The sequence below is a fragment of the Cognataquiflexum rubidum genome (assembly GCF_022538115.1).
GTDB lineage: Bacteria > Bacteroidota > Bacteroidia > Cytophagales > Cyclobacteriaceae > Cognataquiflexum > Cognataquiflexum rubidum.
Genome location: NZ_JAKZAL010000019.1, coordinates 31,331 through 49,483, shown reverse-complemented (window position 1 = coordinate 49,483; position 18,153 = coordinate 31,331). Strand labels below are relative to the sequence as shown.

At 39.8% G+C, this 18,153-nt stretch carries 16 protein-coding genes; 6 read left to right on the top strand and 10 right to left on the bottom strand.

Annotation, left to right across the window (positions count from 1 at the left end; all coding sequences use genetic code 11):
* Positions 1-10 precede the first annotated feature (10 nt).
* Both MMU05_RS17835 and MMU05_RS17830 read right to left on the bottom strand, forming a co-directional pair.
* A complete protein-coding gene (locus tag MMU05_RS17835; RefSeq protein WP_241143036.1) occupies positions 11-220 on the bottom strand; it encodes a helix-turn-helix domain-containing protein in 210 nt (69 codons plus the stop codon).
* Positions 221-223: 3 nt separating this feature from the next.
* Positions 224-760 (bottom strand): DUF2975 domain-containing protein, encoded by a 537-nt coding sequence (locus MMU05_RS17830; RefSeq protein WP_241143035.1) that lies wholly within the window; start codon positions 758-760, stop codon positions 224-226.
* Between the two features lie 326 nt (positions 761-1,086).
* On the opposite strand from MMU05_RS17830, the gene MMU05_RS17825 reads away from it, so the two are divergent.
* The 3 genes from MMU05_RS17825 (at position 1,087) to MMU05_RS17815 (ending at position 5,857) form a co-directional block, all read left to right on the top strand.
* A complete protein-coding gene (locus tag MMU05_RS17825) occupies positions 1,087-4,356 on the top strand; it encodes a WD40/YVTN/BNR-like repeat-containing protein (protein ID WP_241143034.1) in 3,270 nt (1,089 codons plus the stop codon).
* 140 nt (positions 4,357-4,496) lie between these two features.
* The gene (locus tag MMU05_RS17820; protein WP_241143033.1) at positions 4,497-4,862 is read left to right on the top strand and encodes a hypothetical protein; all 366 of its coding nucleotides are present in this window, start codon (positions 4,497-4,499) and stop codon (positions 4,860-4,862) included.
* The gene (locus MMU05_RS17815) at positions 4,859-5,857 is read left to right on the top strand and encodes a type II TA system antitoxin MqsA family protein (RefSeq protein ID WP_241143032.1); all 999 of its coding nucleotides are present in this window, start codon (positions 4,859-4,861) and stop codon (positions 5,855-5,857) included. The genes MMU05_RS17820 and MMU05_RS17815 overlap by 4 nt, the downstream gene beginning before the upstream one ends.
* Positions 5,858-6,036: 179 nt before the next feature.
* On the opposite strand, the gene MMU05_RS17810 is transcribed toward MMU05_RS17815, so the two are convergent.
* The 4 genes from MMU05_RS17810 to MMU05_RS17795 form a co-directional block, all read right to left on the bottom strand.
* Positions 6,037-7,161, bottom strand: coding sequence for an MBL fold metallo-hydrolase (locus MMU05_RS17810; RefSeq protein ID WP_241143031.1), 1,125 nt, complete (start codon positions 7,159-7,161; stop codon positions 6,037-6,039).
* Between the two features lie 200 nt (positions 7,162-7,361).
* Complete coding sequence (locus MMU05_RS17805; protein ID WP_241143030.1) at positions 7,362-8,384, bottom strand: ATP-grasp domain-containing protein; 1,023 nt, start codon at positions 8,382-8,384, stop codon at positions 7,362-7,364.
* Between the two features lie 687 nt (positions 8,385-9,071).
* Entirely contained in the window at positions 9,072-9,671 is a 600-nt protein-coding gene (locus tag MMU05_RS17800; RefSeq protein WP_241143029.1) for a carboxymuconolactone decarboxylase family protein, read from the bottom strand.
* A 235-nt stretch (positions 9,672-9,906) separates the two neighbouring features.
* Positions 9,907-10,695 (bottom strand): hypothetical protein, encoded by a 789-nt coding sequence (locus MMU05_RS17795; RefSeq protein WP_241143028.1) that lies wholly within the window; start codon positions 10,693-10,695, stop codon positions 9,907-9,909.
* A 434-nt stretch (positions 10,696-11,129) separates the two neighbouring features.
* Here MMU05_RS17795 and MMU05_RS17790 point away from each other — a divergent pair, with 434 nt between their 5' ends.
* Positions 11,130-11,675: an REP-associated tyrosine transposase gene (locus MMU05_RS17790; RefSeq protein ID WP_241143027.1), complete on the top strand. Its 546-nt coding sequence runs from the start codon at positions 11,130-11,132 to the stop codon at positions 11,673-11,675.
* A gap of 132 nt (positions 11,676-11,807) precedes the next feature.
* Here MMU05_RS17790 and MMU05_RS17785 read toward each other — a convergent pair whose 3' ends face one another.
* Positions 11,808-13,010 (bottom strand): esterase, encoded by a 1,203-nt coding sequence (locus tag MMU05_RS17785; protein ID WP_241143026.1) that lies wholly within the window; start codon positions 13,008-13,010, stop codon positions 11,808-11,810.
* Positions 13,011-13,611: 601 nt separating this feature from the next.
* Entirely contained in the window at positions 13,612-14,466 is an 855-nt protein-coding gene (locus MMU05_RS17780) for a CPBP family intramembrane glutamic endopeptidase (RefSeq protein ID WP_241143025.1), read from the bottom strand.
* A 360-nt stretch (positions 14,467-14,826) separates the two neighbouring features.
* Here MMU05_RS17780 and MMU05_RS17775 point away from each other — a divergent pair, with 360 nt between their 5' ends.
* A complete protein-coding gene (locus MMU05_RS17775) occupies positions 14,827-15,144 on the top strand; it encodes a winged helix-turn-helix transcriptional regulator (protein WP_241143024.1) in 318 nt (105 codons plus the stop codon).
* A 185-nt stretch (positions 15,145-15,329) separates the two neighbouring features.
* Here MMU05_RS17775 and MMU05_RS17770 read toward each other — a convergent pair whose 3' ends face one another.
* Positions 15,330-16,079 carry an alpha/beta hydrolase family protein gene (locus MMU05_RS17770; RefSeq protein ID WP_241143023.1) on the bottom strand — a complete coding sequence of 250 codons (750 nt, stop codon included), beginning with the start codon at positions 16,077-16,079 and terminating at the stop codon, positions 15,330-15,332.
* Between the two features lie 277 nt (positions 16,080-16,356).
* Here MMU05_RS17770 and MMU05_RS17765 point away from each other — a divergent pair, with 277 nt between their 5' ends.
* Entirely contained in the window at positions 16,357-16,530 is a 174-nt protein-coding gene (locus tag MMU05_RS17765; RefSeq protein WP_241143022.1) for a hypothetical protein, read from the top strand.
* A gap of 875 nt (positions 16,531-17,405) precedes the next feature.
* On the opposite strand, the gene MMU05_RS17760 is transcribed toward MMU05_RS17765, so the two are convergent.
* Positions 17,406-18,152 carry a hypothetical protein gene (locus MMU05_RS17760; protein WP_241143021.1) on the bottom strand — a complete coding sequence of 249 codons (747 nt, stop codon included), beginning with the start codon at positions 18,150-18,152 and terminating at the stop codon, positions 17,406-17,408.
* Position 18,153: the final 1 nt, after the last annotated feature.

The window sequence follows — 18,153 nt, the reverse complement described above, 5'->3', positions numbered from 1 at the left end:
TAGTCACATTTTATTTGTCTTCGACAAATTCCAGGATATCTCCCGGTTGGCAGTCCAAAGCTTGGCAGATTGCTTCCAAAGTACTGAAACGTATGGCTTTCGCTTTCCCGGTTTTTAAGATCGAGAGATTGGAAAGAGTCAGTTCCACTTTTTCTGACAATTCATTGAGCGACATTTTCCGCTTTGCCATCATTACATCCAAATTCACAATGATTGCCATGGTTTATACGGTTAAGTCTTGTTCGTTTTGTAACTCAATTCCTTTTTTGAAGATAGTAGCAATGACGTAGACGACAGCTGCCATCAAAATAAAAGCCTCACTGTCTACCCAAAACTTATCGAGTTGGTCGATTTCGTAGCCTCTATGAAGCAGGTTTTTAGCTGTTTGTCGCGCGATGAAACTCGATATACCTATGGAAAAAGTGAAGTAACTGATTAATGAAATCTGTTTTGAAACAAATGAACTGAAGGGCTTAGACATATCAAGTTTGGTAACAAGGATGCTGACGATATAAAACAGGTACGCTTTCAAAACCGAGATTACCATGATGAAACTGTACATGCCGTAATAAGCCCATTTACTGCGGCTATACATGTCACTTAAGTCAAGCTTTTCATAGAGGTAAGCGATAATTTCAGGCTTGAAAAGACTGTACACAAAATTGACAATCAATGCTCCGGCTTCAATGCACAAGCCGACGAAGATCACCCAAGCCACTACACTTAGGAATTTAAATACGAAGTTGCTGTTTTTTGACATTTTGGTTAAAGTTTAAATTGATGTCACAAACATAAATATTATTTATTGATAAACAATAAAAATATATCCTTAAACAAAATATTTTTATTGAACATGAAAAATATTGGAGAGAAAAGGTAGGCAGAATCCAATTAAATCCATTTTTGGAATCGGGAGGGGAAGGGTAAAAGGGGGATTGAATCTGTAGGCTAAACGGAATTTACCCAGGCAGACAATGAAATGGTAGGCAAAACCTCTGATTGGAAGTTTTTAAGACTTTTTTTGTAAATGGTTAAAGAGAAATTGATTTTTCTTGTACCTTTTTCTTCGATTTAACCGAATCTGTTATGCAAAAAACCATAGGTCTTCTATTCACAACTCTTCTTCTCTTTTCAATAAACAGTTTTCCTGTCTGGGCTCAATCCAATCAAAAGGATATGGCCGCTCAGGTAGCTAAGGGGCTAGAGCTGAGAGGCATTGGTCCGGCATTAATGGGTGGCAGAATTGCAGATATTGCCATCAACCCTATCCATAGCAGTATGTGGTATGTGGCAGTTGGCTCAGGTGGTTTGTGGAAAACTACCAACAGTGGAACTACCTGGACACCTGTTTTTGATGCCCAGGCCTCTTATTCCATTGGTACAGTTGCTTTGGATCCCAATAATCCCGAAGTGGTCTGGGTAGGTACAGGCGAGAATGTCAGTGGCCGGCATGTAGGCTGGGGAGATGGGGTGTACAAAAGCATAGATGGAGGCGCTACTTGGAAGCAGATGGGATTGAAAAATTCCGAGCATATAAGTAGAATTTTAATAGACCCTAGAAATTCTGAGGTGGTCTATGTGGCAGCCGAAGGCCCATTATGGTCTTCAGGAGGGGAGCGGGGATTGTATAAAACCAAAGATGGTGGCAAGACCTGGCAATTAGTCCTTGAAATAGATGCAGATACTGGAGTCACTGATGCGGAATTTGACCCCTCAAACCCTGATGTGATCTATGCTGCAGCCTATCAAAGAAGAAGAAAAACCTGGGCCCTACTTGGTGGAGGTCCGAAGTCCGGGATATATAAATCCATGGATGGTGGCGAGAGCTGGAGAAGGATAAATGCGGGATTGCCTCAAGGTGACATGGGAAAAATAGGTTTGGCAGTTACTCCGGCCAATCCACAAATAGTATATGCGACCATAGAAGCAGACAATGCAAATAGGGGATTCTACCGGTCCACCGATAAAGGGGAAAGCTGGCAAAAGCGCAACAGTTATATTTCAGGGGGAACCGGGCCTCACTATTATCAGGAGATTGAAGCTTCACCCACCAATCCGGACCTGGTTTACCAGATGGATGTTTTTATAAATGTAACCCGTGATGGGGGAAAGACATTCGATTATGCCGAAACCGGAAGAACGAAACACAGCGATAACCACGCTTTGTGGATTAATCCTGCCAATGGACAGCATTTGATAGTAGGAACAGACGGAGGATTGTATGAATCTTTTGATGAAGGATCTACCTGGCGTCACTTCCCGAACCTGCCTGTCTCACAATTTTATAAGGTAGGACTCGATAATACTGAGCCTTTTTATAATGTGGTAGTGGGAGCGCAAGATCTTGGAACTTTGTTAGGTCCTTCCAGAACGACCAATGTAGAGGGCGTGCGCAATCAGGACTGGTATGTCCCCTTGGGGGCGGATGGCTACGATGTGGCTTTCGATCCCAAAGATCCCAATATTGTGTATATGGAAATTCAACAAGGCGAATTACACCGTCACAATAGAACCACCCTAGAAATATTGAATATTCAGCCACAACCTGAACCCAATGACCCTCCCGAAAGATGGAACTGGGATAGCCCCATTCAGGTAAGTCCCCATGATCATAAAACAATTTATTTTGGATCACAGCGGGTTTGGAAAAGTACCGATCGCGGTAATTCATGGAAGGCGATCAGCGGTGACCTGACCACCAACCTCGGTAGGTATGAACTGGAAATGATGGGCCGTGTACCAAGTATTGACGCACTGTATGACAACGGTGCCATGTCGAAATTTGCCACCTTGACCACAATTTCGGAATCAACCCTACAAGCAGGATTACTCTATGCCGGCTCGGATGATGGCCTGATTCATGTGACCGAAGATGATGGGCAAAACTGGAGGAAAAGTGGAAGCCTGCCCAAGGTTCCTGCACTTACCTTCATTAACAATATCGAAGCCTCTTCCCATGATGTCAATACGGTATTTGCCGCAGCCGATGCGCACCAATTGGGAGATTATTCTTCTTATGTTTTCATCAGTACAGACAAAGGAAAAACCTGGCGTTCTATTGTAGGAGACTTGCCTGTCAATACGCTTGTTTGGGTGATCAAACAGGACCATGTAGATGAAAATTTGCTTTTCATCGGAACAGAGTACGGGATTTATTTTTCTGTGAATAAGGGCGTCAATTGGACCAAGCTGAATGCAGGAGTTCCCACAATTCCTTTCAGGGATCTTGCCCTTCATGCCAGAGACAATGATTTGGTAGGGGCAAGTTTTGGGCGCGGGATTTATGTTTTGGATGATTATTCTCCTTTGAGGGAGATCAACAAATTGGCCAATGCCAATTCAAATGTGGTCATGCCGGTGAGAGATGCTTGGTGGTATGTCCCTAACGAACCCATGCAGGCCAAAGGAATGCCTTCTCAGGGTTCCACCAGTTTTGTAAGCGATAACCCACCTTTCGGAGCAGTATTCACCTATTTCATCAATGATCTTCCCAAAACAGAAAAAGCTGTGCGGAAAGAATCGGAAAAGAAGCTCAACGAGCAAAAAGCCAGCATTCCTTTTCCCGGTTGGGATCAACTGAGGGGGGAGTCTATCGAAGAAGAACCAAGTGTCATGCTTTTGGTACGGGATAAAAGCGGGGAGGCCGTCCGTTGGATCGAAGGGGTAGCGAAAACAGGCTTGCATCGGGTAAGTTGGGATCTGAGACTTTCTCCGCCCGACCCTATCGAACTCAGCGTTCCTGCCTTCCAACCACCTTGGGTAAGTGATCCTCAAGGACCTTTGGTAGCGCCCGGGAAATACAGTGTCGATCTCTATGTGATAAAAAATGGAAAACTGGAGCTTCAAGGAGACCCGCAGGAGTTCATGGTGAAACCTGTTCATCCGACAGGTGATGATTATGAAGCGATGGCGGCTTTTAAAAAGCAAACCAGTGACCTTTCCCGAAGAGCCTCAAGTGCTGCCAGCCAATTGGGTGAGGCCGGTGAAAAGCTTCGTTATATCAAAGCGGCATTGACAAAAACTCCAAATGCATCTCCTGACTTATTTACACAATTGACAGCACTGAATACCTCTTTATTTAACCTGAGAACTGTACTATTTGGAGACAGAGTGCTTCAAAGCAAGGATGAGTCCACTTCCCCTTCAATCATGAACAGGGTAGGAGTTGTGATTTATGGCCATTGGAATACCACTGAGCCTCCAACAGCAACACACAGACGCAGTATTGAAATCGCACAAAGTGAGTTTGACCAATATTTGAAAGATGCTTCAGCCTTTTACAATGAATTGGCGGACTTTGAGGTGAAGCTGGAAAAAGCAGGAGCACCTTACACGCCAAATAGAAAAATGGATTAAAGGAAAAGGCCAAAATATTGACCTTAGCAAAAAAAACAGGGGCAAGTGAAATACTACATGACCCTGTTTTTTTATAAAATACACTTTAAAGGTTAATTTTATTTATTAAATTTGTTTTTTAAAACTTTATCGTGATACCTTTGCAAAAAACATCCAAAGAAAAAGTCGATGAATTCTTAAAGGATTTTAAGATAAAAATGAAGTTTTGGGGAGTGGTCTTCTTGGATGACAGAGGAAAAAACTTTGAAACCCTCACCCAACTTGATATCCGTCCTAAGGATCGTGAGCAAATTCTAGAAGAATTAATTGCTGAAGATTATGCAGAAGGTCCTAAACCGGAAGAAATGTACGGCACCAAAGAAATGTGGGTCTTTGGGAAAATTGTAAAAGGGCAGGAAATCTACATTAAGATTACTAAAGGAATACCGGGATTAAATGTTCTATGCATTTCTTTTCATTTTGCCGAGCGAAAAATAAAATACCCTTTTAAAACAGCGATTTTATGAAAAGTCCATTAACTGGCAAAGAAATGCCATTAAAGCATGAAGCACGAACTGTTACTTTTCGGAAGGAGGAAATCAGAATAAGATTTCAATTTTATCTATGTGAGGAAACAGGAGAAAAATTCACGACAACAGAATTAGATGAATTTAATCTATTAATGGTTGAACATGCCTACAGAGCAAAAAATCACATTCCTCAGCGCGAAGAGATTATTGAAATAAGGGACAAGTATGGTTTATCCGCTATCAGGATGGGAGAAATTATGGGTTTCGGTCAAAACACATACGGACTTTATGAGAAAGGGGAACTTCCTTCCTTGGCAAATGCAAACTTAATTAAACTGGCTCGGGATCCATATAAGTTTAAGGCTTTGGTAGAGGATTGGAATCCTAAATCTGACAATACTAAAGCCGAACTGGTAAAGAGAATAGATCGATTGATTTCATCAGAAAAATTAAAACTAATTAACCTTGATAATTATCTGCTGGGAGATGGCGAAGCTTCTGTTTTAACAGGCTACACTAAGCCAAACCTAGAGAAACTAGTTGAAATGGTAGTGTTTTTTTCACACGAGGTTCCATGCTTCAAGACGAAGATGAATAAGCTGTTATTTTATGCAGATTTCTCTTATTTCAAATATTTTGGAAATTCTATAAGCGGATTAAAGTACAAGGCAATAAACTATGGACCTGTACCTAATATGTTTGAGACAATTTTTGAAAACCTATCAGAAGACGATGTTATAGACATTAAATATGAAGATAAGCATGATGGAATAAGGATAGAAAAACTGGTGGGAAGAAAAGACAGACTTTTCAATCCAGAAATCTTTTCAAAAGAAGAATTAGAAACGCTTGAAAAAATAAAGACCCAGTTCAAAGATGTTTCCACCAATGGGATAGTTGAGACCAGTCATCTTGAAAAAGGTTGGTTGGAGAATGTTCATGGCAAACAATTTATTTCCTATGAATATGCACTAGAACTTAAGGCGGTTTGATGGGTTTGGAAAAGTGGAATTGAAAGATTGGTTTTGGTTTCAACTGCTGTTTGAGAAACTTCCGAATAGAAGCGTTCAAATTTCGGTTTGTCTCACCTGATTAAAAATCCAATTTGAAATTAGAAGGAGTTAAGCGAAAATATTGACCTTAGCTAAAAATAACAGGGGCAAGCGACAAGCTATCTGCCCCTATTTTTTATTTCCCACCAATGATTGGTTAGGCTAAGGCCGGGTATGACTTTTTCGCCCATTAGGGGTGTCACCAGTTCGAGGTTATTTGCTGCTGCCATATCAGCTACCATTTTGATAGATTCATCCCAAGGGTGCATAGCCAAATCAAAGACGCCCCAATGTATCGGAAACATGACTTGTGTATTGATATCCTGACATAACTGAACTGCCTGATCCGGGAAAAGGTGGGTCAAAGGCCATCCTTTGTTCCAGCCATCTATTTCTACAAAAGCCATATCAAAAGGACCGTATTTTTCTCCGATGTCTTTCAGGTGCGTGCCGTAGCCGGTATCGCCACTTACAAATAGGTTTTTCTCTTCACCCTTAATGGCAAAAGAAGCCCAAAGGGTTTTATTCCTATCATCAAAACTCCTGCTCGTGTAGTGGATTCCCGGAAGGGCAGTGATTTGCAACGAACCAACAGTCTTGGCTTCATGCCAACCCAACTCGCTGATGTTGTTTTTCTGAATACCCCAGCCTTCCAACCTGCTGCCTAAACCCAAAGGCACAATAAATTCAGTGTTTATAGATGCCAGGTATCTGATGGTGGCCGCCTCCAAATGATCGTAATGGTCATGGGTAATAACCACGATATCAAGCTCAGGCAGTTCCTCTCTTTTGATGGGAGAGGCATCAAACCTTCTCAAAATAAAGGGTAGGGGACCTCCATTTTCAAAAACCGGATCGAATAAAATCCGCTTCCCGTCAAGCTCAAGAATAAATGTAGAGTGCCCCAACCAATAGGCTGCAAAATCCGAGGGGGTTTCTGAAAAATCAGATTTGGTAACCGTCTTTTTGGGTAGCGTAAACTCAGGGGCATTTGGGGATCTTTTAAAAAACCGCGCAGGACCTGAATCGCCTCCGGTGGTTTGGTCCGGATAATAGGGCAATGTCTCCGGACTTATAAACGCATCAGCATCTGCATCATAATACGACAACCCGGAGAACCTTGCCTTGCGGTCTTCCAAGGAATCCAAACTGCCCATCTGTCTGCTTACATAATATGCCAAACTCCCTGTTACCACCAGAAGTAGGACCAAGGTCCAAAGCACTATTTTCAATATTTTCTTCATTTTTATAAATGGTTACTCAATGTCTTTTAGATAAGCCTTTACCTTATACAAACCTTTTCCAAAGTTGGGAACAGACCATGAAAATCTTAAAACATCCATTCCGAACTTTGGAAAAGTATATCGAATCTCCCCTAACTAGACAACATTGAATGGTTACTTTGGTGATTGAGTTTGGAGAGTGGTATTATGAGCCATATCCTTCAAATACTTTTTCCAAATATTCCTTGTTTGAGTCCTCTTAAGAACTTGTAAACAATGGGGATGGGGTCATCAATTTTGTATCGCAAAGGGGTGTTTTGCCAAATAAATCCTGTCTTGAAAAGCAAAGTTTTGTCTCTTTTATAAACCTGGTTTAACCCATGCAAATTGACATAGCTGAATTGCTTGTACCCCTGAGGTTCAATATTTTTATCAATCGTCAGTTGAATCAATAGTTGAGGGAAATTTACTCCGGCCATAAGGGAGGCGGTCAATGAATTCCAAAACCTAGGATTAATTTCCAACACATAAAACACCTCTGCCTCAGGATCAAAGAGCAAATCAATATTTGCAACACCGGACCAATGAAGTGATTTCATCAATTTTTTCATCATTTGATACAAGGGGTCATTGTGGACGAAGTCCATTCCCACTTGGGCAGTGAAGGGTTTAGAATCCCATAAAGTTCCTTTTTGAATGGTGTAAGCCAAAATCTCACCTTCATAGCATAACACATTACAGCAATAATCAACTCCTCTCTTAAATTCTTGGAGGATATATTCTTCCTTGAGTCCAATGGATTCAAAATGCTTCGCCAAAGCATCTTGGTTTTCTAATTTCACTATGCCCCTTCCGTTTCCTGATTTGAGCGGTTTGGCTAAAATTGGGAAGGCCAAAGTTAACTGCTCTCTTTTTTGGATGATATCTAAAGATAGCCGAACGGTCTTGGGTCCTGAAATCCCGACCTTCTCCATGTGTTTGGCTAACAAGCCCTTATTTGCCGCGACTATATAATCATCTAAAGATGGTAAGGGGATCAGTTTATCGCTTTGTAGAAGACTTTTATGTTCGATAAGTTTTCTGATACCTTTATCCCATATTGGCATAATGACGTCTATGCCATATTCTTCCACCACATGGTTGATGTCCTTAATCCAATCTGCAACATGGGTTTTTTGTGGAAAATATAAAAAACGATAGATATGTCTTGAAAAGCGCAAATGATGGTTCCTTTTTGTAGACATGACAAAAAGGCGAATATTTTTTAAGTGAGAGGCACAATAAAGCACGTTTTGCAAGGAGGAACCCTCACCATCAGGAATTAAAATTGAATAAACGTTTTTTTCTACTTTCATTTAAGCGGTTGCTTCTGGGTTTATCATTCGCCTTTTTTGATTGTTTGGCTACGATAATTTTAAAATAAAGCCAAATGTACTTACCCTTCCTTTAAGAAAGATTAGGAGGTTAAGTCAAATGTGCTTTTAACCCAAGGTTAATTCTATGGAAGAAATGCAAAATTCAAAAAGAGTCGCAAATCAATTCTCAAAAACCAGTCCAAATGAAATTGTAGGAAGAAGACATCATGAAGTCTCTGGAAAGGTGAGCATCAAAGAAAATTAATTTCTAATGAACTTGCACTGGAATTTAAGGTGGTTTGATGGGTTTGAAAATGAGTAGGGGTGGCGCGTAACTGCAAAAAAAGAGATAGATTACCAATAAACAAAAGAATTTCTTTAAAGTTAATTTTGGTGCGGGCAATAATCCTGAAAGCCAGAAGTTTTTGTGTATATCCGCTTCATTGCACCTAGCCAGACTAAATAATGGTCAGGGAACGGTTGGCGGTTCTGTGGACAGTGGACTGTCGTCCGTGGACAAGTATCCGCAACCGATAAAGTCCCTCAAGCCCAACGTGCAACATTGCGGATACTTTTTCAATATTGATGCTTCCCCACAGTCCAGCCATTCTCCTTTAAATGCTTATCACCCGATTCAATAGCCTCCTTTTCAAGTTCGGTACCCATAGAATCATTCCATCGGTTCAAAAATCCAAAAAGCGCTATCACCCCAAGAATTTCCACAATTTCTCCTTCATCCCAATATAACCTGAGTTTTTCGGCAACAGCATCATCCACTGCATTTGGTATGACCGAACTTGCAAATGCAAATTCCAATGCCACCCTTTCTGCTTCCGAAAACGCAGGATGTGTCCTAAACTCCCAGATGTTAGTCAGTTTTTCTTCATCTGCCCCATACCGCTCCGCAGCCCTGATGGTATGGGCCTGACAGTACCTGCATCCTGCCACATTGCTGCTGATGTATCCGATCAGTCTTTTCAGGGAACTTGTCACCCTGCCTTTATTCTCCATCACGGCTTTGTTGAGAGCAATGAAAGCGTAGGCAATGGAAGGTCGGTGATACATCGTTTTCACACTGTTGGGGCAAAACCCCAATGTTTCATTAAAAAACCGGATCAATTCCTGGAAATCCTTGTCTTCTTTTTCTGTAGATGGGAGTACTAATGGTCTTTTCATATTTAGAATTTGAATTTATAAAAAAGCAAACAAGGTCATTTTGTCTCAAAAACCCGCGCTAGGCGTAATTTGAAATTACGCCTTTTTATAATCTTGAATTTATAATTCAATAAATTTCTATCTTTTTTTAGATCATTTAGATGGAAGGTCCAATTGCTATCGTGGATGGTAAGGATAAAAGGGGGGGATTACATGCCGATAGCTATCGGCATCCACCCAGCCCGAGCATCAGATGCTATGATACATCTAGGAGGGGCTTTTTATTTAAATTCCCATCATATTTTTTGATAATCCAAAGAAGAAGGATTCCCCACAGCAATGCTGATAGGAGCCCAAATCTCCCAATCAACCAATCATTTTCAAACGGTGAACTTGCTGTGGCTATATTGATACCCAGCATCATTCCATATGTTAACCAATTGGTTTTGAAATAGAAGTACATAAGGATAAATAGTATTCCCAAGAGTAAAAAATTTGGTGACACCATCAAGAAATTTCCTTTCGAATAAAGGGAATAGGATATCATGAAAAGAAGCCCCATAAAGAGGCTGATTTGTATAATAGATAAATATCTTTTGGCATAGTTTAGAAAAATTCCTCTATACCATAATTCTTCCCAAAGTGTAATAATCAATGTAAAAATAATTGCAATAGGTTCTAACCCGCTTAAATCATAAACAAATTTTAAATCACTCCAAGCGGCTTTGCCTGAAAGTATGCCAAATATAATGGGCACAGACATGACAGAAACCCCGACCAATATACCTATAGGGAAATGGCTTATTTTTTTTATTGACCAAAACTCCGTTAGTTCTTTTTTTAACTTGAATTTATAGGCTGTTACAAAATTGGTAATTAGAATGAGTGTAAGTACAGAGAATTGAAAAATAAAACTAAATTTCATGCTCAACTCACCTTCGCTGGGTGGTGGAAGAAAAAGATCTGGGACTATCATGAATACATAGCCCAAAATTACAAAGAAGAAAAGAATTAAGTAGATTCTAACATTTGAATTTAGTTTCATATGCTGATTTTTATATTTGACTATAAAAGTTACAATATTTATGAAAAAAAATAATAACTGATCTGTGTCTTTTTAAGTCAAAGATGGATTGGGATAGCGCTAGGCGTATCCGCGACAATTGTCGGGATGAAATTACGCCTTCTTATGGTCTTGATCCCGTACAGCTGTCGGGATGTAATTCAAATGATCAGGAATTATCATTTTTTTAGAGCATTTGGATGGACAGTCCAATTGCATCCCGATTACTATCGTGGATGGAAGGATAAAAGGGTAGGACAAGGCGTTTGGAAATGATGCCTTTGGTTCCGGCAGTTATCGGAATTTGTTTTGGGCCAGGTGTAGGTTAGGCAAATCTGGCGCTAGGCGTAGTTTGTAACTACGCCTTCTTATGATTTTGAATTTGTAATTCATATTTTTTGATAATATTTTTAGTTATGGGTGAATCATATCAGATTAGGGATCAGGAAATGCCTTACTTTTTGACCTTTCAGGTTGTAGGTTGGGCTGATGTTTTTTCCAGAAAAGTATACAGGGATCTTATTCTTGAAAATCTGACATATTGCAGAAAAGAAAAAGGACTGTATTTATTTGGGTATGTAATCATGACCAATCATATTCATTTGGTAGTACAGCAGAAAGACGGCAAACTTTCAGAATGGGTACGAGATTTTAAAAAATTCACAAGTAAGAAATTACTAAGTCTTATTTTGGAAAACCCACAGGAAAGCAGAAAGGAATGGCTTAAAATGATTTTTGCCTATCATGCTAATTCAAATAAAAGATCGGGAGACATGCAGTTTTGGACACACGAGAATCATGCTGTGGAACTTTTCCGCCATGAGATGATAGAAAGTAAGATGAACTATATCCATGAAAACCCTGTAAGATCCGGTATAGTAGAGAATCCTGAAGATTATTTATATTCCAGTGCGAGAAATTATTCAGGAATGAAAGGAGTGATTGAAGTAGACTATTGGTGAGTTTGGTTGTATTCCAATTGCAAATTGGAAGGATAAAAGGGTGTAATTGCAAATTACACCCAGTCCCACCATTAATCGTTATACTACACCCAGCAGGGTAATTCCTTTGATGAGGCTAATCCGGTGCAAAACCTATTTCCTCCAAAGATTAGGCAGAAACCTCTCATGAAGCAAATGCCTCCAGGTAGACCAATCATGACCACCATATCCACCGACATAATATTCATACTTGATCTTGTGGTTATCTAGCGCATCGGTCAATCCTTTTACCCGTTTGCCAAAATTTCCTTTTGCTTCCTCTGTTCCCTGTCCGACAAACAAATAATCCACTTTGTCATTAGCCTTGGGATCATTGAGAAAATCGCTTAAGGTTTTTTCCGCATCATTATCTCCGGCACTCAGAATGCCGAAATTGGCGAACAGGTCCAATGAACCCAAACCAACAAACATGCTGTGCCGGCCTCCCATGGACAAGCCTGAAATCGCCCTGCCATGGGGAGTCTGGATCGTGCTGTAGCTTTTATCCACCAAAGGAATGACATGGGCTCTCATTTCCTTTTCGAAGATATCAAAAGTCAACTCAGTGTGATTGGGATGATTTCGGTGAATAATCTGATTGTTTGGAATGGCAATGATCATGGGTTTGGCTTTTCCTTCTGCCAAAAGATTGTCCATTATAAAATTTACCCTGTCGTCATAGATCCAGTTGGAAGGCAACTCACCACTGCCACCCAAAAGATACAAAACCGGATATTTCTTGTTCGGATCATATCCCGGTGGCGTGTACACGTACATCTCACGCTCACCTTGGGTCACTGTCGAATGATAGACATGCCGCGTGACATTACCATGGGGGACATCCTTGGCATCGTAGTAGGCAGGCCCATCTCCGTGCACGACCAACTGACTGTACGGAGGCATGGCTGTAAAGGCCGCATAAGTATTGTTGGGATCAGCCACCTGCACACCGTCTATATTCAGGTGATAGGCATACATATTGGGTCTCAAGGGACCAACCGTCAAAGTCCAGATCCCGTCTTCTCCTTTGGTAAATGGAATCTGTTCATTTCCCTTTCCCAAACCGGTAAGCAATGCCACTCCGGCCAATTTGACTTCCTGTGCTTTGGGGGCTTTCAACCTGAAAGTTACCGTCCTGTCCTCATGGACCTCCGGTGAGTTGAGCGGTGCACTGAAAGGAATCAGTCCCTCGGTGTCTTTCTGTGGATTGTAATCCAGGTTGACATTAGCCTGCTGCCCAAAAGTAATATGGCACAGTAAGACCAACAGCAATACGACTAGTTCAAAAGCAATGATTTTCTTGAATTTCGGGTTCATGGTCAATTGGGTTTGTTATTTGAAGAGGAGGAGGATATTGCTTACTTCGATTTCGCTCAGTAAAAGGTATTAGGTTATTGGGAGCGTGGGATTCCAATAGGTAAAAATACAGATTCTTTTGGCCTTCTACAGATTACCGCCTTGTCCAATTTGACGATTTGCAGTATTATGTTTGCCTAAAAAAGTCAGGAATGTGTAGTAAGGACAATCCAATTATATCCCGATGGCTATTGTGGATAGGAAGATAAAAGGGTAGGACAAGGCGTTTGGAAATGATCCCTTTGGTTCCGATAGCTATCGGAATTAGCCTTGGGCCAGTTGCAGGGTAGGCAAATTCCACCCAGTTGAAGCATCAGGTCTTTGACTATGTATAGTTGGTGGATGGCGATGGAGCTAGGCGTAATTTGAAATTACGCCTTCATATTTTTTTGAATTTGTAATTCAAATGATCTTGAATTATTTTTTTTAGAGCATTTGGATGGAAAGTCCAATTGCATCCCGATAGCTATCGTGGAAGGGAAGATAAAAGGGTAGGACAAGGCGTTTGGAAATAATCCCACCCAGTCCAAAATCAATCGTTATTCTCCACATTGGGGGGGATTCATCTTTTAAACAGTTTGCTTTCTAAAATTTTGCCCTCTTTTTTGGCAAGATAATAAAGCGATATACCAATAAACAGTAAAAATAATGCTGTAAAAATCGAATCTTCAATACCTACAGCACCACCTGTTAATATTTCAGGTCCATTAAATTCAGATTGAATGATACTGCCCATGTCATCTAGGCCTGTGAGATTGGAGCCATAAAAAGGTTGTGCAAAATTCCAGCCTATATGAAAGAAATAGGGTAGCCATATTCTCTTAGTATAAATAAACATCATTGCCATAGAAAACCCCCAAATCAAATAATAAAAAAAACTAAATAGGTTGGAATGGGGATTAAATATGTGCTGAAGTTCGACCACCATTCCAATGACAATGGCTGCGTTGGTTCCTAACCAATTTTCCATCTCCCTTACGATGAGGCCCCTATGTAACAGGTCTTCAATTAAAGCAGCTACTAATAACGTCGTGAATAATTTTACCGGGTAGTTTGTTGTCGTAATGCTTATAACCTGATAATACCCCAATAAGTATAAAATGAAAACAGATAATGAAATTGTCAAAAACCCGAATAGAAAACCACCAAACATTTCTTTGGGTAAATTTTTTAGGGATAGTTCTGTTATTTTTCTTTTATCATATAATCGGAACAAAAAGAAATAGCTGCCCAATAAGACTAAGATAGAAACACAGTGAATAATTGGTTTAGCAATATTTTTATCTTGAATGATGCTATAAAAAAATGGTTTTAATACAAAGTTTTGAATACTTACAAAAAGTGCAAAGCAAACAACAATTCCTATAATGATTTTTGTTATTGGAAAATAAAGCACTCTCTTGATAGTTACATTCATTACTTATTTTAATTTATAGGTGTATCCGCCTTCTTACCAGTATAGGATTACTTACAGAATGGTCTCGGCAGGCTCGACCACCGGAATTTATTGATATTGAAGGGGGGTGGTAGAAATGCGGCAAAGCCGCATTTCTACCACCCCCCTCTGATCTCACGATATCCGTTCACCGAGCTTGCCGAGGTGGAGAAAAATGATATTTGGCTACTGGTATAAAAGCGTATAACCATATTAATTTATTATTTAAAGTTTTTGCAAATAAAAGTATCCAATACCTTTGCAGCAAGTACATACTATAAAGTATCCTACATACTTATTTGATAGTAATGTTGATTATCAATTATTTAAAATGTTTAATAAATGAAAAATAAAAAGGTTCATTGTGCTGTGGATTATGCCTTTCAGCGAGTAGGTGGTAAATACAAAGGGCGAATCTTATGGGTATTGAGAGAGGGTGTTTTGCGATACGGAGAATTAAACCGGGCCGTGATAGGTATCACTCCCAAAATGCTGACCCAAACGCTAAAAGAATTGGAAGCCGATGGATTAATTGTTAGAAAAGTTTATTTAGAAGTTCCACCGAAAGTTGAATATTCACTTACCGATACAGGAAAAGAATTGATTCCCCTTATCAGTTACTTGCGAAGTTGGGGTGAGAAACAAATGTCAGCAAATTGAAACTTACAAATCGGAGGCAGTTTTTGCAATGACCGCTTACGTCCAGCAGTTTGGGTGTAATTACTTCCGAAGCTGTACGGAATCCACCCAATCCCACCATCAATCGTAATTCTACACCTAGGAGAACATTAGCAGCATGGTAATTAAAACAGGAAGTAGTATTCTTTTCATAGTCTGATAGTCATCTACTTTATCTTTTCCAGAAAGGCATATACTTTATCAAAGTGATGGAGTGGCTCGATGTGTGCACCCTTTACTATAATATGCTCAATTGGGTGTCCAAAGTTTTTTCGCTCCATTCGCTCCGCCAGGTGTTCCGACATTTGTGTCGCAGGCCATTGCTCATCCTGATCAGCAGAAATAATCAGAATCGGTCCGTTGATTTTCTCGACTTCAATTTCAGCTTGTGGAACTGCCTCTGTGTCTTCTAACATCATTGAAAAAGCGCCATGTAAATCTCCCCTTAAAGCAGGCCATATTGTTTTGAACTGAGCAGGTACATAATTTACTTCCTTGCCATTGTACATCCACGAGGACGTATTTGCCGATACAGTATGGGCGGGAAAACTTACATTGGAAGTTGAAAGTGCAATCACGCCTTTGAAGCGAGGGTACCGACTGGCAAGATTCAACACCAATTCGCCTCCTTTGGAAGCACCCATCAATATGATGCGGCCCGTGTCAAGTTGTGCTGTACGTCCGGCAATACTCATAATCGTATCTGCAATAGCATTGAGTGAAATGCGGTCCAATGATTCGGGGGAGTTTTCTGTATTAAAATATCCAATTGCCAGTACAGCAAAACCCTGTGAAAGTAAAGAATCACGTTTACCCTTTAAATAATTTCGTTCCCAGTCGTTTCCTCCAGAGCCTCCACCAAAGGCAACGATCAGAGGTTGGTTGGCACCTTCACCCAAAAATAGGTGGGTATCCATTTTTCCGTGATTATCGGATAAGCTGGGTGTGCGTGAACCCAAAAAGAGAAAAGTGGCTATTATAAGCAAAATGATTACACCTGCTATTTTCATTTTCATAAATCAGATTTATTTAAAAGGATACAATGGAGAGAATTTGATGATGCGATAGAAATGGCCCCTGCCGGCAAGGCTATCCATAGGTTGTTTCTGGTGGAATGTTGTCAGTCGTCTGCCATTTTCCGGAAGTTGCAAACCAATTTGTTCTCATCGCAATGTTACACGTTTAACGAGCGGTATGAAATCAAATGATGCCGCTTTTACCCGTCATTTACCCGTCATTTGCAGGGAATGGACAATACCTGTTACTATTTTGAGACTTCTGTTGGAAATTTTGAAGGAGTTGAGGAATGGAGATGGTAAAAAAGAGATGGGTGGAATTACTTCCGAAGCTGTACGGAATCCAATCTAAATACCATCACTTCCTTTATTACCCTGTGTAGAAGAATTGAATTTTAAGGTCGATTAGTTATTTTTGACATATGGCCAAATTCACAAAAAAAGATTACCAAGATGCAATGAACCAGATTCAGAAAGAGTGGAGGAATTTTGATGTTCCTAAACTTATTCATGACAGGATTATTGAATTAGCTTGGGAAGGCACAAAACCTGAGGTTGTGGTCAAAATAATAATGGAAGAATTTGAAGCTAAAGAATGCTATGCCAACAAATGTTACCATTTCTCAGATGCATTCAAATTTGAAAGAGAACGGTATGCAAGAATTGGGATGTATTTTATATGCGATGTTTGTACGGAATCCTGTATACCCCGAAGTTGTAGGTAAAATCTACAATCATTATTTTTCCTTTATAACTTTCAGGGTGCAATCCAATTCTTCAATATGTAATTTTTGTTTATTGGCCTTTGAAGAAAATAAAAAAGCCTTCTATTATCGTTAATCGAAAAAATAAGGGTGGAATTACTTCTCACTGCTGTACGGAATCCACCCAGTCCCACCATCAATCGGTATACTACGCCTAGGAGAGTTGTAATTGCAAAACACTGAATTTGAAATAAATTAAAAAAATCGAACGATTTCCTTCTAAATGGGCGAAGGAAGGTCAACTGTCACTGCTTTTAAATTACCTCAAACGCAACTTACAATCCTGTGAACTTAGATCGAGAGTTAAGAAATGGTCCCATTTGACATTTTTGCGAGGGGTCGAAATGCAGTTTAGGAAAGAAGGCCCTCGCCTATAATTGCATTGGTGTGAAAATTATGCGCGGTGGTGCAGGCGTACTTCGGGCTTATAGCTCCCGGCTGTCTATTTGACTAGGTAACGTTTCTATTTATTTTTATATAAATAATCTTCACATCCTGCATCTTTAATTAGTGTTAGCCACTTTTTATCAAAAGTCCAATATTTGTCGCCAGGCTGGATGTATGCTAATATTGAAAAGTCGAACCAATCATTACCCATAATTTTCATTCTACTTGTTTCAAGGGTTTTGAAAAAATAGTCAAGAGTCCTGATTAGCAACTCAATTTTATCTATGTTGAAACCATCTAAGTTACATTTCTTGGCAGTTGTTGTTTCTACAATGAAATTGATAAAACCACTTGTTAATAGAAAAGTATCTGTTCTTTTGTGTTCCGTTTTGTCTTTTAGGCGTTGGCGAATTTTTTCAGCTTCTTCGTTGAAGAATTCAGCACCTGAATTCAAATCACCTCTAATTCCGTCTATTACTTTTTTAAAATCATCTCTTTTTGAAGCCTCTATTGAATGTCCTTTAGCAAACTTTTCGGTGAAATTAAGCCATCCTCCAATTTCATTTTTTACGTCAAATTCTATTTCATTATGAAGTTTAGCAATATAAATGAATGGTGGTTCATAAATGACATTTGTTTTAAATGCAAAAAGCTTTTGGATTGCTAGCCGTGATAATTCTTCATTGTTTAAAATATTGTCTGATTTTGAAAGTTCGTAAATATTTACAAAAGTGGGGCTTATTGGTTCAGTCCTTGTTTTTTCGAAAAGCTCTTTATCTTTTCCGATGTAATACCAAATATTTGTGTCTCCTATTATCTTCATC